The organism is Streptomyces sp. NPDC057939 (genome assembly GCF_042887545.1).
Lineage (GTDB): Bacteria > Actinomycetota > Actinomycetes > Streptomycetales > Streptomycetaceae > Streptomyces.
Genome location: NZ_JBHVPG010000011.1, coordinates 155,097 through 181,563, shown reverse-complemented (window position 1 = coordinate 181,563; position 26,467 = coordinate 155,097). Strand labels below are relative to the sequence as shown.

The following is a 26,467-nucleotide window of genomic DNA, read 5'->3' as shown; positions in this document are numbered from 1 at the left end:
GCAAGAGAGGACCGGGTGGAAAGGAACGCTGTCGCCCATGGGACGCACGGCCGGACGCAAGATCTACGCCCACGCGAAACTGCGCAGACTGCGGCGCGAGCGTGGCATGAACCAGGTGGAGCTGGCCCGCGCGCTCGACCTTTCGACCAGCTACCTGAACCAGATCGAGCACAGCCGGCGGCCCCTCACCGCACCCGTCCTGCTGAAGATCGCCGAAGTGTTCGGGGTCGACCCCGAATTCTTCTCCGAGGCCGACGAGGAACGCCTCACCACCGATCTGCGCGCCGCCCTGGCCGACGAGGCCGGCGGGGTCTCGGTGGCCTCCGAGGAGATCGCCGACATGGCCCGGGACCATCCGGACATCGCCAAGGCCCTCGTCGCGCTGCACCACCGCTATCGTGACGCGGCCGAGCAGGCCGCCGCGTTGGCTCCCCCGGGGGACTCGACCGCCGTGGTCCGGGCGGAGCCCCACGACGAGGTGCGGGACTTCTTCTACGCCCATCACAACCACTTCGACCTGCTCGACACCGAGGCCGAGACCGTGGCAACGGCCATGGGCGGCGGCTCCGTGGCCCGCACCGCGGACCGTCTCGCGGAGGTCCTCGCCACCCGCCACGGGGTGACCCTCTTGGACGGGGCCCCGGACCGCTCCTCGGACGCCCGCCGCTTCGACCGCGAACGCGGGCTGCTCTTCCTCTCCCCCTGGCTCACCGACGCGCAACGCGCCTTCCAGCTCGCCACCCAGCTGGCCCTGCTCGCGTACGGTCCGCTGCTCGACTCCCTCGTGGAGGACGCCGAGTTCGACTCCGGGGCATCCTCGGGACTGGCCCGGGTCGGGCTGGCGAACTATTTCGCCGGTGCCCTCCTGATGCCCTACGGACCCTTCCGGGCGGCGGCCGAGGAACTGCGCTACGACATCGAACTGCTCCAGGCCCGCTTCGGGGTCGGCTTCGAGACCGTCTGCCACCGGCTCAGCACCCTCCAACGCACCGGACAGCGCGGCGTCCCGTTCTCCTTCCTGCGGGCAGACCGCGCCGGCAACATCTCCAAGCGGCAGTCGGCCACCGACTTCCACTTCTCCCGCCTCGGCGGCACCTGCCCGCTGTGGACCGTCTACGAGGCGTTCTCCGCCCCGGGCCGGATCCTGACCCAGGTGGCGGAAATGCCCGACGGCAAGAAGTACTTCTGGATCGCCCGCACCGTGACCCGGGGCGGCCACGGCCACCGCGCACGACGGGCAGAGTTCGCCGTCGCACTGGGCTGCGAGCTCCGCCACGCGTCCCGGCTCGTCTACGCCGAAGGCCTCGCGGTGGCCGATCCGGCGGCCGCGACGCCCATCGGACTTGGCTGCCGGATCTGCGAACGCCGGGACTGCGCCCAGCGGGCCAGGCCGCCGGCCGGGGGCCGGCTCGCCGTGGACCCCGACCGACAGACGTACGTTCCGTACCCGGTGTTCAAGGGTGAGTGACCCACTGCTCCGTCCGTCGACGACCGGGGGAGTGGCTGCCGCGGTGATGCCGCTGCGACGCCGCGGTGACGCCGTGGAACGCGCCGTCGGCGGGGCCCGGTGCCGGGCCGGTTCGCGGCGACAGGGACCGGGGGTCCGGGGGCCAGGGGTCAAGGAAGGGCGGGGCCCACGTCGGCGCCGCACACCCCCGGGGTGAGGAAGGGGCGCAGCCGCGCCCTCACGGGGTGTTCCTCCAGCAGGCCGTCGAGGACGCCCTGGTGCAGGGCGCACACCGCCCGGGGGTGCGCGCGGGCGATGTGGCGGTAGGGGCAGTCGTGGAGGAGGAGGCGTGTGGTGCCGTCCGGGGTGGTGACTGCCTCCGGGACGAAGCCCATGCGCGTGGCCTGCGCGAGGACGTGTGCGACCGGGGGCACGGGCCCGTTCGCCGCGGTCAGCCGGCGGCCCCAGGCCCGGCCCGCCTGCCGGGCGAGAGCGGGCTCGCGGGCCAGGTCCCCGGTGAGGGCGTCGGCGAGGGCCCGGTGAGCGGGATCCGCTCCCGCGTACCCGGCGGGGGCGTAGCACAGGCGGGGGCGCCCACTGCCTGATCCCGCGAGGGTCAGGGACCGGACGAGACCGGCCGCGGTGAGGGCGCGGAGGTGGTGGCGTACGGTCGCCGCGGACAGCTCCGCCGCGGTGGCGAGTTCGGCTGCGCCCATCGGATGGTTCGCGGCCCGCAGCAGGGACAGCAGACGCCGCCGCGAGGGTACGCCCAGGGGCCGGTGAGCGTCTGGGCCACCGCCCGATCCGGTCATTTCGGTCATTGCTCGAATGTATGGGGCGGGGGTCGGGCTCCTTCCGGGTGAAGGCCCCGAATCCGCCGGGGCCGACGACCCGACCTCGCGGGACGATCGGCCGGGACCACGGGGATCAGCGGGGCCATCGGGACGGCCGGAATCACCAGGGCCATCGGGACGGCCGGGGCCGGCCGGTCACGGCCGGGGTCACCAGGGCCACCGGACCGCCGCACCGCCGGGACCAGCCAGGGCCACCGGGACGGGCCAGGCCACCGGCGGCCACCGGGGACCGCCGGAGCCGTCAGGCGCACCGGGGGCACGGGGACCACCGAGGCCTGACGTCACCATGGCGCCCTGCCGCCCTGCCCCGCGACTTCCCGCACGGGCAAGCCCGGTGCGCGGGGCCGGGAGAGTAACCTCGGCCGACCGAACGACGAAACGGGTGGAGGCCCTCATGAGCACGCCCACTGTCCTGATCTCCGGAGCGAGCATCGCCGGCCCGGCGTTGGCCTGGTGGCTGAACGGCCACGGCTGGCGGACCACCGTCGTGGAGCGCTTCGCGGAGCTCCGCGAGGACGGCCAGAACATCGACGTCCGCGGCGCCGGCCGCGAGGTCGCCCGCCGCATGGGCATCGAGGAGGCCATCCGCGCCGCCTCGACCGGCGAGACGGGTACCGAGTTCGTCGACGCGACCGGCGCCCCGCTCGCCCGCTTCGCTGCCGGAACATCGGACTCCGGCGGTGCGACCGCCGAACTGGAAATCCTCCGGGGCCAGCTCTCCCGCATCATCGTCGATCGCACCCGCGACCGGACCGAGTACGTCTTCGGCAACCGGATCACGGCGCTCGACGAGGACGCGGACGGGGTGAAGGTGACCTTCGCCGACGGGGCGATCCGCACGTTCGACATCGTCGTCATCGCCGAAGGCCTCCGCTCCCGGACCCGGTCCCTGGTCTTCCCGCGCGTCGACGCGGTCCGCGAACTCGGGTTCTACGTCGCCTACCTCACCCTCCCCCGCACCGACGACGACACCGACCTGTGGCGCTGGCACAGCGCCGGTCGCGGCCGCAGCGTCACCCTTCGCCCCGACAACCTCGGCACCGTCCGGGCCACCCTCGGCTTCCTCTCGGACGTCCGGGGCCTGGACGAGCTCGACCGCGACGGCCAGACCACGATCCTGCGCCGCACCTTCGCCGACGTCGGCTGGGCCGCGCCCCGCGTGCTCGCCGCCCTCGACGACGCCCCGCTCTACTTCGACGCCGTGGGCCAGGCCCGTATGCCGTCCTGGTCATCCGGACGGGTGGCCCTGCTCGGGGACACGGCGTACTGCGCCTCCCCGATCAGCGGGATGAGCACGAGCCTGGCGCTGACCGGCGCTTACGTCCTCGCGGGCGAACTCGCCGGCCGTCCGCACCGTACGGCGTTCGCCCGCTACGAGGAGGTCATGCGTCCGTACGTGGACCGGGCGCAGAAACTGCCGCCCGGCGCACCCCGCATCGCCAACCCGCGCAGCCGTACCGGGCTCGCCGCCATGAACACCGTCCTGCGGATCGCCGGCAGTCCCGCGGCCGCGCGCCTGGGCGGTCTGGCGTCGAGGTTCTTCACCCCGCCCGCCGACGCGATCGACCTGCCTGACTATCCGCCCGCACCCGCCGCGTCGCCGTGACCGACCGGCTCTGAACGGCCGGTACGGGAGGAGCCGGCCCAGCGGCCGGCCGCCGGGGCCCTTTCAGGCCGGGCCGACGAGCCGGCCGTAGCCTCCTGCGACGCGCCCCGGCCGCCCCACCCGCCGTGCACTCCCGCACGGGCGCCGGCGCACGGCCCGCTGCGCGTCGGCGGGGCACCGAACGCGGTCAGGGGCTCTGCGTCGCCCTCCTGTGCTCCGCGTCGGCGGCGTCCTCGGCCCGCCGGTTGAAACGGGCCCGGTGTTCGGTGAGGAAGGCGTCGAGGGTGCGGGGCGGTCGGCCGAGGATGTCGGCGACGGTGGTGGTGGGGGTTTCCGGCCGCGCTACGGCGAGCCGTTGGATCTCCGTCACGTGCTCGGCGAGCCAGTCGGGCATGTGGGCGCGGTGCACGAGGTGGTCGCGCAGCTCGTCGGGGGAGAGGTCGACGTACCGGATCCGCTCGCCGGTCAGGGCGCTCAGTCGTCGTGCGATGTCGGGGTAGGAGACGGCCTCGGATCCGGTCAGGGTGTGGACGCCGCCGGCGACGTCCGGGCTGGTGAGGGCCGCCGCGGCGACATCGGCTATGTCGCGGCAGTCGACGTGGTTGCAGGCGGCGTCGCCGGTCGTTCCGAGGATGACGCCCTGACCGACGGTGGGAGCCAGGCGCAGGAGGTTCTGCATGAACGCGTAGGGGCGCAGGACGGTGTGGGGGAGGCCGCGGGCCCGCAGGTGTTCCTCGACGGCGTGGTGTCCGCGGGAGACGGCCACGGGCGAGTTCGGTTCGGCGGCGGGTGCGGAAACCTTGACGATGTGTCGGATGCCGCTGTCCGCGGCGATGTCGATGACCCGCGTTTCGAGTTCGACCTGTTGCGGACCGTTGGCCATGGCCAGGAAGAGCTGGTCCGCGCCGTGGAACGCGGTACGCAGGGAGTGGGCGTCGGCGGCGTCGGCGTACCGGACCTCGACGGTCGGCCGGTGCGTGCCGATCAGGCCGGGGAGGGGCAGGTGCGGGGTCCGGGTCAGTGCGCGGACGGGAATTCCGAGTGCGAGGAGACCGCGGACCAGGGCGTTGCCCGTGGCTCCTGTGGCTCCCATGACGACGATCATCGTGTGCTCGTTCCTTGGTGGGGTCCCGGCGGCGAGTGCTGCCGGGGTGGACCGGCTCGGGAGCCGGTGCGCGGGGGTCGATGGGGCGTGTGGTCCATCGGCGGTTGCGATTCGGGGCGGTCCAGGGGCGACGGCGTGTCCTACGCCGGGGAAGCCGCCGCGGAGGCCCGCCAGCGCAGGGTGACGATGGTGGTGGCGAGGGCCGCGGAAACCGGCAGGTCGACGCGCAGGCGCTCCAGCCACGGGGCGGCGGCGACAGGGACGTGGGCGGGCACCCACTGGGCGGTGAACCAGCCCAGCACGGCCGCCGTGCCGACGGTCGCGATGACGAGCGCGGAGGTCAGGACGCCGCGCGGCACGGTGGTGGTCCACCGCCGGGGCCGCCCGCCGCGCCGCAGCCAGTTGCCGATCAGGAACGCGACCACGGCGGAGGTCCCGGCGATGGAGGTACACGCGGCCACGATCAGGTCCCGCTGCCCGGTGACGACCCCGGCGGCACCGGCTGTCAGCGCCGGGGCGGCGTAGGCGGTCAACACCTCGCGCCACAGGACGAAGGGACGGAAGGGACGGGAGAGACGGGACGGTCGGGGTGGGCGGGATTCGGCGGGGTTGAGTCCGGTCCGGGATTTCGCTGTGCGCATGCGGTCCTCTTTCTCGTGGCCGTGCTCGTGCTCGTCCCCGCACCCGCTCCCACGCGAATGCGGGGGAGCGGAGAGGACGGCCGGCGGCATCGAAGGATTCACTTCATCGCAGTAATTAGGTGGCTAACTATGACGTCAAAAAAACAGACCCCACCCCGAGGGCGGGGATCCGTCGACCCCGATCGCCTCAGTCGGCGATCAGGGCCTCGCTGCCGCGCACGACGCGGGCGAGCAACTCCAGGAACACGGTGCGCTCCTCGACGGAAAGTCCGCTCACCATCGCCTCAAGCCGTCCGAAGTGCTCGGCCGCCATGTCGCGCAGCCGCTGCGCCCCGCGCGCGGTCAGGACGGCCACCGTGCCGCGACCGTCCTCCGTGGACGGCCGACGGGCGATCAGCCCCTCGCGCTCAAGGCCGTCGAGCAGGCCGGTGACCGTGGCCCTGGTGACCCCGAGGTCGGCAGCGAGGCTCGACGGGGACTTTTCCCCGCCATGATCCTCCAGGTCGGCGAGCAGGCGGTAGCGCCCGGTCGACAGCCCGAACCTGGCGAAGTGCGCCTCGGCGGCCCTACCGACCCTCGCACCCGCCGAGATCAGCCGAACCGCGACCAGTACCGCCTGCGGGTCGACCTGCAGGCCGTAGTGCTCGACCTGCCGCCTGGCCTGGTCCAGGGTGGGCGTCTCGTGGGCGTCGCCGTTCCTCGTCATGTCAATAATATGGCGGCTAACCATTTCGCCTGTCAAGCAACGCCGCACAATCGGGCATCAGCCCCGAGGAGGGAGAGCGCGAACGCGACGGGAACTCGCTGCGCTCTTCCTCGAATCGGCGGGGCGACCTACGGAAGGCGCTCGGGTCGGATTCGTTACACGATGCCACGACCGGCGACTTCGACCCCCGGATGCGGACCGGGCGCCAGGGTTCAATCTCGACACTGTGACGGATGGTGGTGCATCGGTTGAGGGACCCTTCTGCACGGCCTGGTGGTTGAACGCCGGCGCCCGCGTCCCGCTTGCGCGCCGTTCCGGTCCGCACCCAGCCAACCCGGCTTCCCCCTCGTGGAGTTGCCCGGTCGGTAGCTGAAGCCGGCTTGCCGACGGAGTCCCCGCAAGGGCACTCAGCTTCCCGGTCGTCCTCGGCGCGAGATGAGCCCGGCAACTGCCTCTGTGGGCCAACAGAGCCACCAGAGCAGCGGGTTCGTGACCACGAACCAGTGCACACTGATCCGGCCCCGTTCTTTCTCCAGGATCGCCGGCGCCCCGTCCCGGTAGATGTAGCGGAGGTACCGGGGGCGGACGAACGCTCCGGCCACCAGCAACATCGGTGAGGCGAGGAGGATGGCCACCGGGACCAGGACCCTCGCGGCGGTGAGTTTCGCCTTCTCCTCATATCGCATCCCCCCAGTGTGTCGCCCCACCTGAACTACCTGAAGGTGACCGCGCGGCGCACCGCGTACGCCGCAGCTCCGACGATCAGGACCGCGCTGCCGGAGACCACCGACGAGACGGGCAGGGCGAAGGAGAGGACGAGGCATCCTGCCAGCCCGATGCCCGGGACGATCCGCGCCGGGCGCCCCGCGTCAGCGGTGAGGGTCCAGGCGGAGGCGTTGGCGATGGCGTAGTACGAGAGCACCCCGAAGGAGGAGAAGCCGATCGCCCCGCGCACGTCGACGCTCGCCGCGAGTACGGCCACGACGGCGCCGACCACCAGCTCGGCACGGCGCGGCACTTGGGACCCCGTGTGCACGGCGGCCAGGGCTCGCGGGAGGTGGCGGTCGCGGGCCATCGCCAGCGTCGTACGAGACACCCCGAGGATCAGGGCGAGGAGCGAGCCGAGCGCGGCTGCCGCGGCGCCCACCCGCACGACGGGCGCCAGCCAGTCCGCGCCCGCGGCCCGTGAGGCGTCCGAAAGCGGTGCGGTTGCCTCCGCCAATCCCCGCGGGCCGAGCACGAGCAGGACGGCGACGGCCACGATCGCGTACACGACCAGCGCGATGCCGAGCGCGAGCGGGATGGCCCGCGGGATGGTGCGGGCCGGATCACGCACCTCCTCTCCGAGCGTGGCGATGCGGGCATACCCGGCGAAGGCGAAGAACAGCAGGCCGGCCGCCTGGAGCACTCCGCCGAAGGTCGCGTCGTCACCGATGTCGAGCCGGGCCGCGTCCGTATCGCCGGAGGTGGCCGTGACCACGACCACTGCGGCCAGCACGGCCAGGACCACGGCGACGATGACGCGCGTGAGCCAGGCCGATTTCTGCACCCCGGCGTAGTTGACCGCGGTCAGCGCCACCACGGCGGCGACCGCGACGGCATGAGCCTGACCGGGCCACACGTACGTACCGACGGTCAGTGCCATGGCCGCGCAGGAGGCCGTCTTGCCGACGACGAACGCCCATCCTGCGAGGTAGCCCCAGAACTCGCCCAGTCGCTCCCGCCCGTACACGTAGGTACCACCGGACAGGGGGTACCGGGCGGCGAGCCGCGCCGAGGACATCGCGTTGCAGTAGGCCACCACGGCCGCCAACGCCAGGCCGAGCAGCAACCCCGACCCGGCCGCACCGGCCGCCGGAGCGAGAGCGGCGAAGATCCCGGCTCCGATCATCGACCCGAGGCCGATCACCACGGCGTCGAACACTCCCAAGCGCCGCTTCAACTCGCCAGTGCCCGAAGGCCCCGAATCCTCGCCCATCGTCCGCTCTCCCACGACACTTCGGCAGGTGTACCGGCGCACCGTATAGGAACAAGATGACGGGACGTGTACCGCACCCCCGGAGACGGCAACGTGCTGCTCAGGGCCCACCGGGCCCAGGAGATGGTGAACGCGCCCCGCCCGTTCGGGCGGCCGGGGTTCACAGGTTCAGACGCGTCGCACGCGTTTGGCCTTGGCGCGCATCCGCTCGCGCAGTTCGGCCTGGTAGAAGGCGGTGCTGTCCCCGCCCAGTCCGAAGTGCTCACAGATGTCGGCGACCGTTTCGGCATCGTCCGCCGTACCCGTGAGCCCGATGTGGACGAGCCTCCAGAACCCCGCCCGAGCGTGGCGTCCGCATTCCTCGCCCAACCCGCGGCGTTCGTGGTCGGCCCGCGGTCCCCGGACCCCGCGGCCACGAACGACAGCGTCTCCAGCAGCGCGCCTCGGGCCGGAGCGGACAGGTCGCCGGCCAGCGCAGCCATGATCACGCCGACTGCGGGCGGAGTGCACTCGAAGATGACCGTGCTCTCCTCGATATGGCCACCGAGGGTGTATCCGATCATGTCCTGGGGCCTCTCGGCGGTGACGAGCGCCTCGATCAGGAGAGGTACGTGTTCCGCGGAGTCACCGCAACCACACCTCAGCGATGCCCAATCGACCCGTGCCAGTTCTGTGCGCACCAGCTGACCGACAACCACCGCAGCCCCCTTGAGGTATGCCCGGCCCGGCGTCGAGGGCCTGGCTCCGGCGATCAATCATGAGCCAACCGCCGTCCCCACCACCGGTACTCCGTGCCCGGGTTGCTGCGGCGGACGGCGTGGTGGCCCTGCCTCGCGCTGAGTGCGGGTGCCGGCGTGGGAGCCGTCGCGGTGCTGACGCCGGGACAGAGCGCGAGGTATTGGGTTGCGGCCGCGGTGATGACCGGCTTTGCCGTCGTGGTTCCACTCGTACGAACGATTTGGGGGCGTCACCACCCCATCCGGTGAGGCGGAGTCGAGCGCAGGCGCATGCGGAGGGGCCGGGACCGCCGCGGCGGTCCCGGCCCCGTGCGCGCGGGCTCAGTGCTTGAAGGCGTCCTTGACCTTCTCCTTGGCCTCGCGGGCATCGCCCTTGGCCTGCTCGGCGCGACCCTCGGCGGTGAGCCGCTCGTTGCCCGTCAGGTGGCCGGCGGTCTCCTTGAGCTTGCCCTTGGCCTGCTCGACCTTCGCCTCGGCCTTCTGCTCACCAGACACGCTGATCACTCCCTGTTCCGTGGGGAAAGTCTTACAAGACCCCGTATGACCCGTAAGCCCCGGCCCAAACAGGTGGACAGCCACTCCTTCCAGCGCAGGACCCGCATCCGCAGCCGCTCACCCCCGGGGATGGACATCTGGAGGGCTCGACATCATGAGGGCCGGTCGGGGGCGTCCCAACTCTGTTGGTACTCGGCCCAGTCCGGCTGCGGTCCTGGGAGCTCGGTCCGGGCGGTGCTCAGGCCGTCGAGGGTCAGAGTCAGCATCCGGCGGCGCGCGTGGTCGTCCTGCTCGGTTCGGCGGGGGCAGCGGCTGAACATCTCCACGATGTGCGTGATGTCGAGCGTGGTGACGTCACCGCGTACGGTTCCGTCGTCGTGGCCCCGCCGCAGGAGCTCCTCGGCGAGCGTCCTGGCCCGATCGTTCGCGGCGGAGACCTCCTCCGGCAGACTGAACGTTCCGGCCAGGCCCGCGAAGGCGCCCGCCCTGGCATCGACCGCGGACGCCATGTACCGGGCCAGCGCCTCCCAGCCGGTGCCCTCCGCCTGCACGGCGTCCTTGAGGTCGGCGATGGTCTGGGCGATGCCGATGGCGCACAAGTGCTGGAGGAGTTGCTCCTTGCTGCCGTAACGGCGGTAGAGGGTGCCGATTCCCACTCCGGCCAAGGCGGCGATGTCCGCGACGGGGGCGTTGGCGCCCTGCTCCGCGAATACCGCGCGGGCGGCGTTCAGCACCAGCAGGTCGTTGCGTTCGGCCTCGGCCTGGCGCCCGAAGCGGCCCCCCGCTCGCAGACGGCCGGGATCTGTCTTTTTCATGGCGTCCAACCTATTGCCTGTCGGAGCGATGTGCTCCGATACTCCCTATCGGAGCACATCGCTCCGATAGGAGGACCTGATGGATAACACGTCCCTGTTGGCCCTGTCCGCACCGCTCTTCGTGCTCCTGGTCGTCGTCGAGATGATCTACTACCGGCTCCACCCCGATGAGAACGCCAGCGGCTACGGGGTCCGCGACACCGCCGCCAGCTTCGCCGTGGGCGCCGGCGCCGCCGTCGTGGACATCCTGTACAAGATGATCGCCGTCGCCGTGTTCGTCGCCCTGTACGAGATCACCCCCCTGCGGGTCGAGGTCACGTGGGTGACGTTCCCGCTGATCCTTTTGGCCCAGGACTTCTGCTACTACTGGATGCACCGCGGACACCATCAGGTGCGCGTGCTGTGGGCCAGCCACGTCGTGCACCACTCCAGCCGCAAGTACAACTTCTCCACGTCGGTCCGCCAACCCTGGACGGGTCTGACGTCCCAGATCTTCTACATCCCGCTGGCGCTGGCCGGGGTGCCGCCCTGGGCCATCCTCCTGTGCGGCGCGATCAACATGCTCACCCAGTTCTGGCTGCACACCGACCGCATCGGCAGACTGCCCCGATACATCGAGCGGGTCATCAACACGCCTTCGAGCCACCGGGTCCACCACGCCTCACAGGGCGGATACCTGGACCGCAACTTCGGCGGCATCCTCATGACCTGGGACCAGATCTTCGGTACCTGGGCCGAGGAGAAGGAGCGCCCCGTCTACGGCCTCACCAAGAACATCGACACCTACAACCCGTTGCGCATCGTCTCCCACGAGTACGCCGCCATCGGACGCGACCTGGCCCGCGCCACGCGATGGCAGGACCGGGCCCGCCACCTGCTCGGCCGTCCAGGATGGCAGCCCGAAACCGCAGCCCTCGTCCCGGGCTCCCGCGAGCTCCAGGGCCCCCACCGCGAGCCCTCCGGCCCCCACCACGAGCCCCCGGGCCCCGACCACGCGTCCGCCGGCCGCACCACGCGGCTCTGACCCGCAGGCCCAGCCCTTGGGCCCGCTGTCCGACGGCCTCGGCCGGAGCGCTTGCCGTCCCGACCTCGGCAAAGGCGTTCGATGTGCGTGCGATCCCACGCGCGCGGGCATCGGACACTGAGGGAAGGCCGAGCACATCACCTTGGAGACGACCACGTGAACAGACAGGACCCGGATCCCGCCCCCACGCGTACATGGGAGCTCAAGGAATCCGTCCTCATCGCCGCACCGATGGAAGAGGTGTACGCGTCGATCAGTGACGTGAGGCGAATGCCGCAATGGAGTCCGGAATGCGTCAAAGTCCTCCGCCTCCCGAGCAAGGATGACTCCCGCACCTCCTTCATCGGCTTCAACCGCAACGGAGTCCGCCACTGGTTCACCCACTGCCGGGTGACCGTCGCCGAAGCGCCCAGAGAGTTCGCCTTCCAGGTGTCCGTCGCGGGCCTGCCCATCGCCATCTGGGGCTTCCAACTCCGAGACCCCGGCCGAAATCACCGCCTTGACGCCGTCGGCACGACGGGCTCCACCCACGTCACCCAGTACTGGCACGACCTGCGCCGCGGCTCGCGCGGCACGGTCGCCGACCTCCTCGGTCGCGCGGTCGCGGGCACGTCTCCGGCGGCGCGCGTCCACACCAACCGTGCGGGCATGATCACCACCCTCCAACGGCTCAAGCAGTCGGTGGAGGACACCGCGAGGATCACCACGACCTCGTGAGCCCGTGCATCCGACGCGTAGCGCAGAAGGTTCCATGACTCCAGAACCGGCCTCCATCGTTCCCCGGGCCGTGAACGATGCCCGCCACCTCTTCGCATCCGGCAGGACCCGCCCCCTCGCAGCACGCACCGCCCGCCTGCGCGCACTGCGCGCCCTCCTCACCGAAAACCAGCAGGCCTTCGAGGTCGCACTGTGGAGCGACCTGCACAAGAGCGCGGGGGAGGCCCAGCTGACCGAGATCAACGTGATCCTCGCGGAGATCGACCACACGCTGCGGCACCTCCGGCGCTGGGCCCGACCCGGGCGCGGCCCGGTGCCCGTGGCACTGTGGCCGGCGCGGGCCCGCCTCCTGTCCGAGCCGCTGGGCGTGGTGCTGGTCATCGCCCCCTGGAACTATCCCGTGCAGCTCCTGCTCAATCCATTGGTCGGGGTACTCGCGGCGGGCAACGCGGCCGTCCTGAAGCCGAGCGAACTCGCTCCAGCCACTGCGGAGTTGATTGCGCGCCTCGTGCCGACGTACTTTCCCGACGGCGCCGTGCGCGTCGTGGAGGGCGGCATCCCCGAGACGACGGAACTCCTCCTCCAGCGGTTCGACCACATCGTCTTCACCGGCAGCGGCACGGTGGGCCGCATCGTCATGAAGGCGGCGGCCGAGCACCTGACACCGGTGACACTGGAGCTGGGCGGCAAATCACCGGTCTGGTTCGACGACGATGCCCACCTGCACCAAGCGGCGCGACGCCTGGCCTGGGCGAAGTTCACCAACGCCGGTCAGACGTGTGTCGCCCCGGACTACGTCATGACCACCCCCGACCGCGTCCCGGCGCTCGTGGACGCCCTCCGGCGTGCGATCACGGACATGTGGGGCACCGACCCCCGAACGAGCCGGGACTACGGACGCATCGTCAACGAGCGGCAGTTCGACCGGCTCGCGGCCCTGCTCCACGGGACGGAGGTGGCCATCGGCGGCGAGCGCGACCGGGCGGAACGCTACCTCGCTCCCACGGTCGTGACCGTCCCCACCCCAGGCCCCACCACCGGCCCCGATCCCGGCCTCGACCGTGGCCATGTCGACCGTCCTGCCGTCGGACCGGACGCACACCATCCCCTGCTACGGGAGGAGATCTTCGGTCCCGTCCTGCCGATCCTCCCCGTCGCCTCCGCCGAACAAGCCGTCCAGGTGATCAACGGCTGGGACAAGCCGCTCGCCCTGTACGTCTTCACCTCCTCCGCCCGCACCCGCCGCCTGTTCGAGCAACACACCTCATCCGGCGCCGTGGTGCACGACGCCGGCCTCATCCACGTCGCCGCCACGGGTCTGCCGTTCGGTGGTGTCGGAGCCAGCGGCATCGGTTCCTACCACGGCGCGTACTCCTGGCGCGCCTTCTCCCACCTCAAGCCCGTAGTCCACAAACCGCTCATCATGGACACGCTCCGCCTGGCGCAACCGCCCTTCACCCGTCGCGGCCTGCGCCTCGTCAAACGTCTCATGTGATGCCGCGCCCGTGAGGGCCACGCCGGGGCCGCGGTCGGGGCAGCCGCCGGTCTCGGGTCCGGCGGCCGGTCGCAACCATGACGTGCCCGGTCAGTTCGCCGATGGCTGTTGCGGGGCGGCCCGAGGTGCGAACAGCGCCTGGACGGTTTCGGCGGCCGTTTCGCGCAGCCAGGCGTGGGCGCGGTCGTCGTCATAACGCTGGTGCCACAGCAGATACAGGGGGACGTCGGGCAGCTGAAGCGGCAACGGCACCGCGACCAGGCCGAGTTCGTCCCGGGCCGAGCGGGTGACCGCGTCGGGAAGGGTGATGAGGAGGTCGGATTCGAGCGCGAGTCGCAGGGCGAACGCGGTGGTGGGACCGGCGGCAACGACGTGTCGTTCGAGGCCGTGCGGGGACAGGGCGTCGTCGATCCGGTCGCGCAGGCGGCCCCGCCTCGAAACGGTCAGGTGCTCGGCGGCCGCGTAGTGCTCAAGGCTCAGCGGGCCTTCGGCGAGTGGGTGCCCGGGGCGTACGGCGACGACCAACCGGTCGCTGCCGACGAGGCGATGGCGGATGTCGGGGAGCGTCGGAGCGTTGGAGCTCGATTCCAGGTCGACCTCACCTCGACGCAGCTCGGGGGTGTCCGTGCCGGGTTCGGCGGGCAGTCGTAGCTGCACGCCCGGGGCCTGGCGGTGGACCGAGGTGACCAGGGCGCTGCCGCAGGCGGCGGCCAGGGCGTCGTGCCAGCGGACGGTGAACACCCGTTCCAACGTCGCCAGGTCGAGTTCCTGCCGGGCGGACAGGAGTTGGTGCGCCTGCTGCACCAGTGCGTGGACCTGGGCGCGCATCGCCAACGCGCGAGTGGTGGGGACCATGGTCCGGCCGGTGCGCACCAGGATCTGGTCGCCGGTTGCCTTGCGGATGCGGCCCAGGGAGCGACTCATGGCCGGTGCGGTGACGTGGAGACGGGCCGCGGCGCCGGCGACACTGCCCTCTTCCAGCAGGGCGTCCAGTGCGGTGAGCAGGTTCAGATCCAGTTGCATGGCAGTAACCCTACGGCTGAAGAACATGCACTCGCCGCTAACAGCCGGTGGGGGCCGGTCTCGCGGTGACTCTCGGCGAGGGCCGTCGAGGAGACGAGCGCCGACGATGCCGCGACGCGACCGGAGTTGGGCGGCGCCCGGCTCCCTCCGATCCAAGATCGATTGTCAGTGGCGGCTGAGAGGATTGGTTTACCAAGTCGGGAAGAGCGGGGAGCACACTCATGTCCGGAAGCCAGAATTACATCAACCACGTTGCCCTTGTACTGGATGCCAGCTCGTCCATGTCACACCTGAGTGGCAAGGTGATCGAAGTCGCCGATCGGCAGATTTCCTATCTGGCCCGGCGCTCGCAGGAATTGGACCAGGAAACCCGCGTCACGGTGTACGTCTTCGCGAACGAGGTGAAGTGCGTCATCTACGACAAGGACGTGCTGCGCATGCCGTCCCTGAAGGCGCTCTACCAGGTCGGCGGAATGACGGCGCTCCTGGCCGCCACCCTGACCTCGCAGAGTGAACTGGCGCAGACCGCCCAGCTCTACGGCGACCACAGCTTCCTGACGTTCGTGCTGACGGACGGCCAGGAGAACGCGAGTCACCGCTGCCCGGGCTCCACCGTGAGGAATCCGCGTCAGCTGGTGAAGGCCGTCGCGGACCTGGTCGAGAACCAGGCGGACAATTGGACGCTCGCCGTTCTGGTGCCCGATCAGATGGGCAAGCGTGAAGCCATGCAGTGCGGTTTCCCGAAGGACAACATCGCCGTCTGGGACGCCACGAGCACGCAGGGGCTCGAAGAAGCCGGGAACGTGATCCAGGAGGCCACCGAGAAATTCATGGTGGGCCGCACGAAGGGCATCCGGGGATCGCGGACGGTGTTCTCCGCGGGCGGTGACGCCGTCAACAAGAAGGCGATAGAGGCCGCCGGCCTCACGCCGGTGGATCCCTCGGAATACCAGCTGATCGCGGTGGCCCGGGAAACGGCGATCCGGGAATGGGTGACGGAGAGCGGACACACCTATCGGACCGGTTGCGCTTTCTATCAGCTGAGCAAGTCGGAGAAGATCCAGGCGCGCAAGCAGATCGCGGTGCTGGAGAAGAAGACCGACCGGGTGTACACGGGGCCGCAGGCCCGAGCCATGCTCGGACTGCCGGACACCGAAGTCCGCGTCAAGCCGGACCACAACGACGACTTCACCATCTTCGTGCAGAGCACCAGCGTGAACCGCAAGCTCGTACCGCAGACGCGGCTCCTGGTCATGGTCTGACGCCCTGCTGCCCCGGCCCCCGGCCCCCGAGCCCCGACGAGCCGCCTGTCGGGCACCGGGGGGAGGGTCGGGGGTTCGGTGCCGTCAGCGGGGCCGGGGGTATGCCTGGTCCTCGGTGATCTCCACTCGTTGAGGTGCGTCGCGGGGGAAGGCCCAGACACGGCCGGCCGTGCTGACGGCGGTCACCGTGGTCCCGTCCACGGTGACGTCGGAGAACGGATTGGACCAGTTGGAGACGGCGATCCACTCCAAGGTGCCTTCGTCGTCGTCCCGGGTGAGGGCGACCCACCCGATGCTCCCGTGATCGGCTGACTCGCCCGCCAGGGCACGACTGCCGGTATGAGTGTGCGAGGAGAGCAAGGAGCCGGCATCCACCCAGTTGTGGGCCGTCCACTCGGTGGCCCGCAGGACCTCGAGCCACTGCCATTGCTCGGCCCGCGGCCCGCCCTGCTGCTCGGGTCGGGAGAGGCGAACGAGGTTCATCACGGAGAGGGAGCCGTCGGCGAACACGATGAAGTCACCGTCGGGCGCCTCCCGAGCCTGCCACCGCTGGTGCACCCGGCGGGCAACGCCTGCCGTGTCAGAGGTTTCCGTACCCATGGCCGTCTCCTTGTCCATACCCGGCATGGTGGCACGAGGCGCGGCAGGCTCACGAGCAGGTGCACCGGAAGACGTCGGAGGCCTCGTCGGGCCTCGTCATGCCTGCTCATGCCTCGATGAGGCCGGCCCGGATGGCGTAGCGGGTGAGTTCGAGGCGGTCCTTGAGGCCGAGCTTGTGCAGGAGGTTGGCCCGGTGGCGTTCCACGGTCTTGGGACTGATGACCAGGACGTCGGCGATCTCCTTCGAAGTGTGGCCCTCGGCCACGAGTTTCAGGATCTCCTCCTCACGGTCGGTGAGGGTTCTGGCATGCGCGTCGCCGCAACCGTCGTGGTGGCCCAGATAGTTGCGGATCAGGGCGTTGATGGCCCCCGGGTAGAGGAAGGGTTCGTCGCGCATGGCCGAGCGGCACGCCTCGACCAGGTCCCGATCGGCGACGGATTTGAGGACGTAGCCGGCGGCCCCGGCCTTGAGGGCCTCGAAGAAGAACTGTTCGTTGTCGTACATGGTCAGCATCAGGATGCGCAGTTCCGGCCGGAGGCGGGAGAGCTCGCGGGCGGCCTGCAGACCGGTCAGGCGGGGCATGGCGATGTCGAGGATGACCAGGTCGGGCCGTTCGGCGAGAGCCGTGTCGACGGCCTCTGCGCCGTCGCCCGCCTCGGCCACGACGGTCAGGTCCGGTTCGCCGTCGAGTATGAGCCGCACGCCACGGCGGACGAGGGCATGGTCGTCGGCGAGGACGATGCGGATGGTGGCCGGTCCCGGTCCCGGTCCCGGTGCAGGCCCCGGTCCGGGTCTCAATCCCGGCCTCGGTCCCGTTTCCGGTTCGGTCGTGGTCGATGTCGAGGTCATGGTCGGTGGCTCCCTGACGGGACGAGCGCGTCGAGTCGTACCCCGGAGTCGCCCCGAGCCCCATGTCCCTGTGCTTTCGCGTCCTCCCGATCGGAGTCGCCGGGGCATTCATGCGCCGTACACCCAGGGTGGCGGTACGACCGTGGACGTGTCCATCGGGGCCGACACCCATTTCCCTCCTCATCCGCCGAGCGCACCTACACGTCGGCCACCCCCGGATATGGGTGCCGCCGCCGATGGCTGCCCCCGCGCACCACGTGTCACCGTTGCAACAACGCTTCGACGCCCTCACCGCCCACCGCCCGCACCCTGGCAGGAGGCGCCATGGCAGCAACCGACGACGGACCGCTGCGCGACCTCGCGGCGGGGACGGCACGCACCGACCCCCGGTTCGTACACGCCCTGAATGCGGGACACCCCCGCCGGCCGCTGGAGTACCGGCGCGGGAAGGCCTGGATGTTGCTGGTCGTCGCGCTCGCGGCACTCACGGTGGGCCTGGTGCTGCCCCAAGGTCTGCTCCTCGCGGCGGGCCTGGTCATGGCCGGCGAGGCGGCCCGCCTGCTCGACCCGTTCCCCGGGCGGGGGCGACGCCCCTGACAGCGGCCGCAGCCCAGGTGGTCGCGGCAGGCGAGGACCGAAGACCACCGGGGTCCGGACGGACCCCCGAACGAAGGAGCACCCATCCGCCCTCGTCATCAGAGACGATCCGCCCTTGCGCGCCGCCGAGAGTGGTGATCCATGGGACACGCCGACACCTTGCTCGCCATGGGTGGCGCCTTCCTCGCCGCCGCCTTCCTCGCCCGCCTGGGCAGGCGCATCGGCCTGCCGACCATCCCGCTGTTCATGCTGGCCGGCATCCTGCTCGGCCCCCATACCCCAGGACCGGTACTGGTCCAGGACGCGCACGACTTCGAAATGCTCTCCGCCCTCGGTCTGGTACTGCTCCTGTTCTACCTGGGCCTGGAGTTCCACCTCGACGACCTCCGCAGCGGCGGCAGACGCCTGCTGACCGCCGGCGGGATCTACCTGCTGCTGAACGTCGGGGCGGGCCTGGGCTTCGGCTTCGCACTGGGCTGGGGGGTCAGGGAGGCGTTGGTGCTGGCCGGCGTCATGGGCATATCGTCGTCCGCGATCGTCACCAAGATCCTCATCGACCTCGGCCGCATCTCGCACCCGCAGACCCGGCTGATCCTGGGCGTCATCGTGGTCGAGGACATCTTCCTGGCCCTGTACCTGGCCGCACTCCAGCCGGTCATCAGCGGAGCCGAGGACACGGCCGAGATGGTGTTGCAGGCGTCGAAGGCGTTCGCCTTCCTGCTGGCGCTGGCCGCCGCCGCGCGCTACGGGACCCGGCTGACGGGGCGTCTGATCGCAGTACGCGAGAACGAACTGCTGGTCATCAGTTTCCTCGGCGTCGCGGTCTTCGTCGCCGGTGTGTCCGAGCTCCTGGGGGTCGCCGACGCCATCGGCGCGTTCATGGTCGGCCTGATCCTCGCGGGCACCCCGTCGGGTCCGCGCATACGCGAACTGGTCCATCCGCTGCGGGACGCCTTCGCCGCGATCTTCTTCTTCGCCTTCGGGCTGTCCATCGACCCCGGGAACATCGCGTCCGTCGCCGTGCCGGTCGCCGCCGCAGCGGCCCTGACGATCGGGATGAACATCGCGGCGGGGCTGCTCGTCGCCCGTCTGTACCGCTACGGACCCGGGCCCGCCGCGGACATCGCCACCACATTGCTGGCACGCGGCGAATTCGCGCTGATCCTCGCCTCGATGGCCGCCGGCGCCGGGCTCGACGGCCGCCTCACCCCGTTCGTCGCCGGCTACGTCCTGGTCCTCGCCGTCCTCGGACCCGTGGTCGCCGGGCGCGCGCACCTGCTCGCCCGCGCGCTCACCTCCGTACAGGACCTCCTGCCCGGCGGCCGCAAAGCCCGCCCACCACAGGAGGCTCCCGACCCGGCCTCCCGGGCCGACCCCGACCGTGCGCAGGCACCGCCCGCACCCGTTCGGACACCCGCAACCCGTGTCCCCGACGTCCCGGGAAGGCACGACTAGGGCGTGTTTTAGAAGTCCCGCCTGGCCCGCGGCGTCCGGCACCGCACCTCGCCGCGTTGTCGGGATCACCCGAGTACGTCCAGTACGCGGGCGCCCCTCCGCCTTGCGAGGCACGGCACCGGACGCCGCGGGCCACGCCCTCCGGGCGCCCGGCGCTACTTCTAAAACACCCCCTGGGCGATAACCGCCGGCGAGGCGGCGAAGAGGCCCGCGTCCCGAACGGCTTGAGGTCTCCCCGACCCCCGACCTCCGACCCCCGCCCCCGGCGCGAGGGGGTTTGGCGGGCCTTTGGGGAAACGATGGCGCGCCTCGCCAGGATGAGCACGTCCGCATCACCCACTGGTGTGAAGGAGGTGTCCTGATGAAGAAGATCCAGGTCCGCAAGGCCGGCCCGGTCCGCCTGACGTCCTCGGCGTGCAGCGTCTACACGAACCCCAACTGATCCCGGATCGGTTGAGCACCGGCCACTGGCGCACCAGGGGCCACGGCGCCGTCGTACCCGCGGGCCGCCCGAGGTGATTCGGGCAGTCCTCCGGGCACGACGGCGCCTCCCGGTGGAAGCGGGTGCACCCGCCCCGCCGGGTCCGGACCGGAAGCCGAGGGAGACCCCATGCCGGAGCACGGCATCCGCAGCAACGCCGACACGCCGCTGCCGTTCCATCCCCTCGTCTACCTGGAGGACGGCGACGAAGTCACCATCGGCAGGCCCGACACGGACTCCTACGGGATCTTCCCGCCCGACGGCGCCCACTTGGTGCGCCGCCTCGCGGACGGGGCCACACCCGCGCAGGCCGCCGACTGGTACGCCGCCGAATACGGCGAGCAGGTCGACGTCGAGGACATCATCGGAGCCCTGCGCGAACTCGGGTTCGTCCGGGAGTCCGGCGAGGAAGCGGCTCGGGCCGAGCCGGTGCGCTGGCAAAGGCTCGGCCGGGCCCTGTTCTCACCGCTCGCCTGGCTCTGCTACGGCCTCGTCGTCGCCTGGGCCGTGCTGCGCATGATCATGTCGCCGGATCTCGTACCGACCGCCGAAGACCTGCTGTTCAGCGACTACTACGCCGTGATCAGCCTCGTGCTGCTGGTCGTCGCAGTCCCCCTCATCGCCGTCCACGAGGTGTTCCACGCCCTTGCCGCACGACGACTCGGCGTCCGCTCACGGACCCGGCTGTCGTACCGCTTCTACTTCCTGGTCGTCGAGACGGCCTTGGACGGCCTGGTCGCCGTCGAACGCAGGAAGCGCTACCTGCCGATCGTGGCCGGAATGGTCGCCGACTGCGTCCTCCTCGGCCTGCTCATCACGATCGCGGATGCCTTCCGGGGCCCCGGCGGGGCCGACACGCTCACCAGCCGGGTGTGCCTGGGGCTGGCTTTCGCCGCCCTGCTGCGCCTGCTGTGGCAGTTCTTCCTCTACCTGCGCACCGACGTCTACGTGCTGATCACCACGATGCTCGGCTGCGTGGACCTGCACACCACGTCCGTCCGCATGCTCCGCAACCGGTTCCTGCGGTGGTGCGGTCGGACCGACCGCCTCTTGGACGAATCCCAGTGGCACCCGGTGGACCGCCGCGCGGCACGCTGGTACTCCTGGCTCATCGTGGCCGGCTACACCGTCAGCCTCGGCACCTTCGTGCTGGCGCTCGCCCCGGTGTTCGTCCGGATGGTTTCCGGCGCGATCGACCGTTTCGGTGCCGGGGAACGTTCGAGCTGGGCCGAACTCCTGGACTCCTCGGCCTTCCTGTTCCTGACCTTCGGCCAGATCGCCCTCACCCTCTGGATCGCCACCAGGGAACGCCTGCGCGCACGACGGTCCAGGACCCACCACGTCATCGACTGACGCCCGCCCTGCCGCCCTCCCCGTGAAAGGTAGGTTCATGACCGGCCACTACTGGATATCCGCTCCCCGGCGTCGCGAGCGCCGCCAACTGTGGGCCGGACTCGGGCTGCCTTCCCCGCTCACGGTCGTGGACGCGCACCGGCGCCTCCGGGGCCCCTACACCGCGGCCGGCGCACTGATGCGCCAGGTCGCCCCCGAGGCGCTGCGCCGCCGACCGGGCCTCGCAGCCCGCCACTACATCGAACTCCAGGAAAGCACACCGGAGTTGTCTGCCCTGGTGCCGCCCAAGGAGCGGGCCCTGGAACAGAACGCCAAGGCACCCGGTGAGGCGACCCGGTATCCGGCCCGGCTGCATTCGCTGCGGGTCGCGCACGGCCTCGTGGACTTCCTGCTCGCCGCACTGGCCGATGCCGGGGACGGTCCGCGCACCCTCGTGGTGGACAACGTCCACCACGCCGACGTCACCGACCGGGAGTTCCTCGCCGCCGCGCTGCGGCGCGTCCCGCCCGAGCTGCTCACTCTGGTGATCGGCACCGACACGGACACCCTCGCCGATCCGCCCGGCATGGTCTCGGTCTCCCTGCCCGCGGAACTCGCCATCCGTACCACCCGCATCCACCGGCCGGGCACCGTGGCCGATGACGAGGTGCGGGGGGCGGACGGCCTCACGGACTCCTTGTTCGAGGTGGCCGCCCGGTACGTGGACGGGGACTGCGTCGACGACGACCCGGTGGCGGCCACCGCGTACCGGCAGGTCACCGACGCCGAGCGCGCCGCCCTGCACGACCGCCGGGCCGCGGCCCTGGCCGGCCGGGCGGAGGAGGAGCCGTCCCTCAAGCTGGGCGCCCTGCCGTACCACCTGCTACGGGGCAGTGACTCCGACGGAGCCGGACTGGACGCCCTCAGGTGGGCCCAGGCCCGCTGCAAGTACTTCGGCTTCTACCACGCCGCCGCCGAGATGGGGGAGGAGGGACGCCATCGGGTGGATCCCGCGGAGCGCCCCGAACTGTGGTGGCCCTTCACCCGCGAAACGGGCGTCTGCCTCGCCGCGGCCGGGCGGCCCGAGGAGTCGGCCGCGGTGCAGGAGGAGGCCCGGGCGGCCACCTCCGCGCCCAAGCACCACATGAGCCTCGCGTACGAGACGGGCATGCTCTACGCCCGCCACTTCCCGCCCGAACTGCGCGACGAGCGGAAGGCGAGGGCGTACGTCAACCAGGCCATCGCGATCTCGGACCTGCTGCCGGACCCCAAGGAGCGCGCCTTCTACTCGGTGTTCAACCGCAACGGGCTGGCGCTGGTCGAGGTCAGGGCCGGACGGCCGGATGAGGCGTTGCGGCTGCTCGACGAGGGGATCGAGAAGCTGGACCGGGAACTGGGCATCGGGGAGCGGACGTGGCACCGCGTGGGCCTGCGCTACAACCGGGCCCAGGTGAACGGGATGAGCGGCAGGCTGGAGGACGCGCTCGCCGACTACGTCTCGATCATCGACGCGGACAGCGACTTCGCCGACCACTACTTCAACCGCGGCAGCATGCTCCGCCGGCTGGGCCGCGTCGAAGAGGCCATCGCGGACTACGAGAGGGCGCTGGCGCTGGAGCCGCCCTTCCCCGAGGCGCACTACAACCGGGGCGAGGCACGGCTGGAACTCGACGACAGAGAAGGCGCGTTGGTCGACTTCGACCGGACGCTGGAGCTGGAACCCGGCCACCTTGAGGCCCTGCTCGCGCGTGCGGGGCTGCTTGCCGACCAGGGGGACGACAAGGCCGCGCTGGACGACGTGACGGCCGGCCTGCTGCTCGACCCGGGTCACCCGCACCTGTTGTGCCTGCGGGGACGCCTCTGGGGTGAGGAGGGCCGGACGGCCGAAGCGCGTGCCTCCCTCGTCGAGGCACTGCGCATCGACCCGGGACTTGCCGAGGCCTGGGCGATCAAGGCGGAACTCGCCTACGGGGAGGGCGACCTGGTGGCAGCGCTGGCCGACTTCGACCGCGCCGTGGACCTCGACGGCCGGCCCGAGTTCCGCTTCAACCGGGGCGTGGTGCACGCAGCGGCGGGCAACCCGGCCCGCGCCCTGGCCGACTTCGACGCGGTCCTCGCCGTCACCGACGACCCCGATGCGCGGAGTCGTCGGGAGGCCTGCTTGCGCGAGGTCGGGCGCACCGACGAGTAGGGGGCCCGTGGGCGGCCCGATCGACATCGGACGAGCGAGGACGCACGACGGGACGTACGGATGCCGGGCCCGGTCCTCAGGCCCACGGCGGGGCCGGCCGGAGCGGGCCCACCGGCCGGCAGCCGTCGTGCCCGGCGTTGTCCGGTCGGGCCCCGCTCAGCAGCGCGTGCTGCGCCGTGCGCAGCCCCGGCCCCGGTTCGATGCCGGTGTTCTCCACGACGGTGCGCCGGGCACGCGCGTAGGCGTTCAGGGCCTCGGCGCCGCGCCCCGCCGTGGCCAGGGCGAGCATCAGTTGTTCGTGGAAGTCCTCTCGCAGGGGGTGGCGTGCGCAGAGTTCCTCGAGTTCGCCGACGACCTCGCGCGCGCTGCCCCCGCAGATGTCCGAGCCGATCCGGGCATGGACCAGGGCCAGTCGTTCCTCTTCCAACCGCACCGTGTAGTGGGCGGGGAGACACGCCTGGCCGAGGTCTCCGGGAGGCGTGCCGCGCCAGAGGGCCAGGGCCTGACGAAACGATTCGGCTGCGGAGGCGCAGTCTCCGGCGGCCCTCAGATCGCGGCCGGCACCGGCCATCGAGCGGAACCGGTCGAGGTCGAGCGCACCAGGTCGGACACGCAGCAGATAGCCGTTCCCGGAGGTGAGCAGCAACGGGTGTTGGCGGGCATCGCCGCCGTCGCGGCTGTGCGCGGGGTCCAGGACGCGGCGTAGTCCCGACACGTACATCTGCACGGCGGACACGGCCGACCGGGGCGGCCTGCCGTCCCAGAGCTCGCCGATCAGCGTGCAGCTGGGGAAGCGCCGATTGGCGTGGAGCAGCAGCAACGTGAGCAGGGCGCGCAGCTTGAGGGAGGAGGGCGTGCAGGGCACGCCCTCCCGGTGGACCTCAAGCGGTCCCAGGATCCGGTACGTCGGCCCGTCCACCGGCCGTGGTCCACCCTCCGCTTCCCGGGGCGCGGAGGTGGGACCGGGAGCGGGCCCCGGACAGCCGGATAAGTCGGGCTCTGCCGAGGATCTTGCTGTTCTGGCCAGCACTGATCTGCCACCCCCGCGCTACCGGCGCCCTCGGGCGCACTGTCCTGTCGGTCGGCACGCGGCAGGGCTCACCCGCGCTCACGTCATGGATACGGGATCGACGGACGGAGTGTCAGTGGTCCGAACAAGCCAACTTCGGAACAGCCGAGTTGGTACCACCCCCCAACCCCTTGCCCGTTCCGCTCGAACTCGGCCGAATTCCCGGTTCGCCGAGCCGATTGTCGATCCGTTCGTGGACCAGCCGTGAGAGGACCCCATGCCCGCACGTCGCATCGCCGTGGCGACCGCCGCCTTGGCCGCCACCGCCCTCCTGTCCCCACTGTTGCTCGCAGGGCCCGCCACGGCGGGGGCCGACGGCCCGGACCCGGCGGACCGGGGTGACGCCCTGGCCGCGAGACTCGTCGAGGAGTCCACGGCCAAGGACGCCCTGAGACACCTGAGGACCTTCCAGGCGCTGGCCGACTACAACGGCGGCTCACGCGTGGCGGGCTCCAAGGGACACGCACAGGCCGCCACCTATGTGGAGGGAGTGCTGAAGGCCGCCGGCTACCGGGTCTCCCGGCAGGAGTTCGATTTCGCCTACACCGAGGACATCGCGGAGACCCTCACCGTACTCACGCCCGCGCCGCGCGACATCACGATCCAACTGATGGCCTACACCGCCAACGGCCCCGAGGGCGGGGTGACCGCGGACCTGGCCGTCGTCCCCGTCGACGCCGACGGCTCCCACGGCTGCGAACCCACCGACTTCGCCGCCGGAGCCTTCACCGGCAGGATCGCCCTGATCAAACGCGGCGGCTGCGGCTTCGCCGTCAAGCAGGCCAACGCCCATGCCGCGGGCGCGCTCGGGGCCGTCATCCACAACAACACCACGGGCAAGATCAACGGCACCATCGGCGACGCGGCCCTCGCACGGATCCCCACCGGAGGCATAAGCCAGGAGGACGGCGAGGCGCTGAGCGTCGAGGCGGCCGCCGGACCGGTCACCGTCACGCTCGACATCCACGAACTGCGCGAGAGCCGCAGGACCTTCAACGTGTTCGCGGAGACCCGCGGCGGCGATGCCGACAACACCGTGCTGCTCGGCGCCCACCTGGACTCGTTCCACGGCGGGCCGGGAATGAACGACAACGGTTCCGGGTCGGCGGGCATCCTCCAGGTCGCGGCCAAGCTGGCCAAGTCCCAGGACAAGGTGAAGAACAAGGTCAAGTTCGCCTGGTGGTCGGCCGAGGAATTCGGCACCCTCGGCTCCCGGGCCCACCTCGCATCCCTGACCGAGGAGCAGAAGCAGCGGATCAGGCTCTACCTGAACTACGACACGATCGCCTCCCCGAACGCCGCCCAGTTCGTGTACGACGGGGACGACTCGGACGGCGTGGGCGCGGGCCCCGGCCCCGAGGGATCCGCGCGGTTGGAGAAGGGCATGACCGACTTCCTGGACTCGAAGAACATCCCCCACGAGGGCACCGACTTCACCGGCCTCTCGGACTACGCCCCGTTCCTCCTGGCCGGCATCCCCTCGGGCGGTACCTTCACCGGGGCCGACGGCGTCAAGACCGAGGCCCAGGCCGCCCGGTTCGGCGGACAGGCGGGTGTCGCGTACGACCTGAACCACCACACGGCCCGTGACGACCTCACGAACATCAACATGCGGGCGTTCGACATCAACATCGACGTCATCGCGGACGCGGTCGGCCACTACGCGTACGACATCGGGTCGCCCACCGCACCGGAGGGCCGCCCGGCGCTGAAGCGCGAACGCTCGGGCAGCGGCAGCGGCAGCGGCAGCGGCGGCGACCCGCACGGCGGTGCGAGCGGCGGGTGACCGGCCGCGCCCGCGGGCGCACCGGAACAACCATGGCGACCCGCGGGCGGGGTCCGGAAGGGGTCACCCCGATCGGGGAGTGGTGGGGGGGGGGGGGGGGCCGGCCCGCACCCCCCCCCCGCCCGCCGCCGGCGCGGGGGGGCGGCGCCCGGGCCGCGCGGGGGCGCGCGCGCCCCCGCCCCCGCGCCGCCCCGGCACCCC

General features: G+C 71.3%; 24 protein-coding genes. 11 read left to right on the top strand and 13 right to left on the bottom strand.

Translation table 11 applies throughout. From position 1 onward, the window contains the following. The first annotated feature begins 37 nt into the window (after positions 1–37). The gene (locus ACFVS6_RS15755) at positions 38–1,468 is read left to right on the top strand and encodes a short-chain fatty acyl-CoA regulator family protein (protein WP_389704174.1); all 1,431 of its coding nucleotides are present in this window, start codon (positions 38–40) and stop codon (positions 1,466–1,468) included. Between the two features lie 149 nt (positions 1,469–1,617). Here ACFVS6_RS15755 and ACFVS6_RS15750 read toward each other — a convergent pair whose 3' ends face one another. After that, positions 1,618–2,268, bottom strand: coding sequence for a helix-turn-helix transcriptional regulator (locus tag ACFVS6_RS15750; RefSeq protein ID WP_389704172.1), 651 nt, complete (start codon positions 2,266–2,268; stop codon positions 1,618–1,620). 427 nt (positions 2,269–2,695) lie between these two features. On the opposite strand from ACFVS6_RS15750, the gene ACFVS6_RS15745 reads away from it, so the two are divergent. Further along, positions 2,696–3,907, top strand: a complete 1,212-nt coding sequence (locus ACFVS6_RS15745; RefSeq protein ID WP_389704170.1) for an FAD-dependent monooxygenase — start codon at positions 2,696–2,698, stop codon at positions 3,905–3,907. Between the two features lie 187 nt (positions 3,908–4,094). Here ACFVS6_RS15745 and ACFVS6_RS15740 read toward each other — a convergent pair whose 3' ends face one another. From ACFVS6_RS15740 to ACFVS6_RS15705, 8 genes are all read right to left on the bottom strand, one after another. Then, the gene (locus ACFVS6_RS15740) at positions 4,095–5,000 is read right to left on the bottom strand and encodes an NmrA family NAD(P)-binding protein (protein WP_389704168.1); all 906 of its coding nucleotides are present in this window, start codon (positions 4,998–5,000) and stop codon (positions 4,095–4,097) included. Between the two features lie 152 nt (positions 5,001–5,152). Further along, the gene (locus tag ACFVS6_RS15735) at positions 5,153–5,653 is read right to left on the bottom strand and encodes a hypothetical protein (RefSeq protein ID WP_389704166.1); all 501 of its coding nucleotides are present in this window, start codon (positions 5,651–5,653) and stop codon (positions 5,153–5,155) included. A 187-nt stretch (positions 5,654–5,840) separates the two neighbouring features. Continuing rightward, positions 5,841–6,359: a MarR family winged helix-turn-helix transcriptional regulator gene (locus ACFVS6_RS15730; protein WP_389704164.1), complete on the bottom strand. Its 519-nt coding sequence runs from the start codon at positions 6,357–6,359 to the stop codon at positions 5,841–5,843. 407 nt (positions 6,360–6,766) lie between these two features. Then, positions 6,767–7,045: a hypothetical protein gene (locus ACFVS6_RS15725; protein ID WP_389704162.1), complete on the bottom strand. Its 279-nt coding sequence runs from the start codon at positions 7,043–7,045 to the stop codon at positions 6,767–6,769. Between the two features lie 26 nt (positions 7,046–7,071). After that, positions 7,072–8,337, bottom strand: a complete 1,266-nt coding sequence (locus ACFVS6_RS15720; RefSeq protein WP_389704160.1) for an APC family permease — start codon at positions 8,335–8,337, stop codon at positions 7,072–7,074. A gap of 168 nt (positions 8,338–8,505) precedes the next feature. Further along, entirely contained in the window at positions 8,506–8,706 is a 201-nt protein-coding gene (locus tag ACFVS6_RS15715) for a hypothetical protein (protein WP_389704158.1), read from the bottom strand. Between the two features lie 689 nt (positions 8,707–9,395). Beyond that, a complete protein-coding gene (locus ACFVS6_RS15710) occupies positions 9,396–9,569 on the bottom strand; it encodes a CsbD family protein (protein WP_389704156.1) in 174 nt (57 codons plus the stop codon). A gap of 152 nt (positions 9,570–9,721) precedes the next feature. Continuing rightward, positions 9,722–10,384, bottom strand: a complete 663-nt coding sequence (locus ACFVS6_RS15705; protein WP_389704154.1) for a TetR/AcrR family transcriptional regulator — start codon at positions 10,382–10,384, stop codon at positions 9,722–9,724. Between the two features lie 79 nt (positions 10,385–10,463). On the opposite strand from ACFVS6_RS15705, the gene ACFVS6_RS15700 reads away from it, so the two are divergent. From ACFVS6_RS15700 to ACFVS6_RS15690, 3 genes are all read left to right on the top strand, one after another. Next, the gene (locus ACFVS6_RS15700; RefSeq protein WP_389704152.1) at positions 10,464–11,408 is read left to right on the top strand and encodes a sterol desaturase family protein; all 945 of its coding nucleotides are present in this window, start codon (positions 10,464–10,466) and stop codon (positions 11,406–11,408) included. Positions 11,409–11,564: 156 nt separating this feature from the next. Further along, positions 11,565–12,125, top strand: coding sequence for an SRPBCC family protein (locus tag ACFVS6_RS15695; protein WP_389704150.1), 561 nt, complete (start codon positions 11,565–11,567; stop codon positions 12,123–12,125). A 34-nt stretch (positions 12,126–12,159) separates the two neighbouring features. Continuing rightward, positions 12,160–13,620, top strand: coding sequence for an aldehyde dehydrogenase family protein (locus ACFVS6_RS15690; RefSeq protein ID WP_389704148.1), 1,461 nt, complete (start codon positions 12,160–12,162; stop codon positions 13,618–13,620). Between the two features lie 90 nt (positions 13,621–13,710). Here ACFVS6_RS15690 and ACFVS6_RS15685 read toward each other — a convergent pair whose 3' ends face one another. Further along, entirely contained in the window at positions 13,711–14,643 is a 933-nt protein-coding gene (locus ACFVS6_RS15685; RefSeq protein WP_389704146.1) for a LysR family transcriptional regulator, read from the bottom strand. A 221-nt stretch (positions 14,644–14,864) separates the two neighbouring features. Between ACFVS6_RS15685 and ACFVS6_RS15680 the strand changes: the two genes are divergently transcribed. Beyond that, positions 14,865–15,905, top strand: coding sequence for a vWA domain-containing protein (locus ACFVS6_RS15680; RefSeq protein ID WP_389704144.1), 1,041 nt, complete (start codon positions 14,865–14,867; stop codon positions 15,903–15,905). An 84-nt stretch (positions 15,906–15,989) separates the two neighbouring features. On the opposite strand, the gene ACFVS6_RS15675 is transcribed toward ACFVS6_RS15680, so the two are convergent. Together ACFVS6_RS15675 and ACFVS6_RS15670 are read right to left on the bottom strand one after the other, a co-directional pair. Beyond that, complete coding sequence (locus ACFVS6_RS15675) at positions 15,990–16,523, bottom strand: hypothetical protein (protein ID WP_389704142.1); 534 nt, start codon at positions 16,521–16,523, stop codon at positions 15,990–15,992. An 88-nt stretch (positions 16,524–16,611) separates the two neighbouring features. Beyond that, on the bottom strand, positions 16,612–17,355 hold the full coding sequence (locus tag ACFVS6_RS15670) for a response regulator (RefSeq protein ID WP_389704140.1): 744 nt from the start codon (positions 17,353–17,355) through the stop codon (positions 16,612–16,614). A 324-nt stretch (positions 17,356–17,679) separates the two neighbouring features. Between ACFVS6_RS15670 and ACFVS6_RS15665 the strand changes: the two genes are divergently transcribed. The 4 genes from ACFVS6_RS15665 to ACFVS6_RS15650 all read left to right on the top strand — a co-directional run bounded on the left by ACFVS6_RS15665 (position 17,680) and on the right by ACFVS6_RS15650 (position 23,411). Further along, positions 17,680–17,952, top strand: a complete 273-nt coding sequence (locus tag ACFVS6_RS15665) for a DUF3040 domain-containing protein (protein WP_389704138.1) — start codon at positions 17,680–17,682, stop codon at positions 17,950–17,952. Between the two features lie 141 nt (positions 17,953–18,093). Continuing rightward, positions 18,094–19,407: a cation:proton antiporter gene (locus tag ACFVS6_RS15660; RefSeq protein WP_389704136.1), complete on the top strand. Its 1,314-nt coding sequence runs from the start codon at positions 18,094–18,096 to the stop codon at positions 19,405–19,407. A gap of 610 nt (positions 19,408–20,017) precedes the next feature. Continuing rightward, a complete protein-coding gene (locus ACFVS6_RS15655) occupies positions 20,018–21,241 on the top strand; it encodes a hypothetical protein (protein WP_389704134.1) in 1,224 nt (407 codons plus the stop codon). A gap of 37 nt (positions 21,242–21,278) precedes the next feature. Next, the gene (locus tag ACFVS6_RS15650; protein WP_389704132.1) at positions 21,279–23,411 is read left to right on the top strand and encodes a tetratricopeptide repeat protein; all 2,133 of its coding nucleotides are present in this window, start codon (positions 21,279–21,281) and stop codon (positions 23,409–23,411) included. 76 nt (positions 23,412–23,487) lie between these two features. Here the strand turns inward: ACFVS6_RS15650 and ACFVS6_RS15645 are convergent, their stop codons facing one another. Further along, on the bottom strand, positions 23,488–24,330 hold the full coding sequence (locus tag ACFVS6_RS15645) for a BTAD domain-containing putative transcriptional regulator (RefSeq protein WP_389704130.1): 843 nt from the start codon (positions 24,328–24,330) through the stop codon (positions 23,488–23,490). A 367-nt stretch (positions 24,331–24,697) separates the two neighbouring features. On the opposite strand from ACFVS6_RS15645, the gene ACFVS6_RS15640 reads away from it, so the two are divergent. Next, positions 24,698–26,266 (top strand): M20/M25/M40 family metallo-hydrolase, encoded by a 1,569-nt coding sequence (locus tag ACFVS6_RS15640; protein WP_389704128.1) that lies wholly within the window; start codon positions 24,698–24,700, stop codon positions 26,264–26,266. Positions 26,267–26,467: the final 201 nt, after the last annotated feature.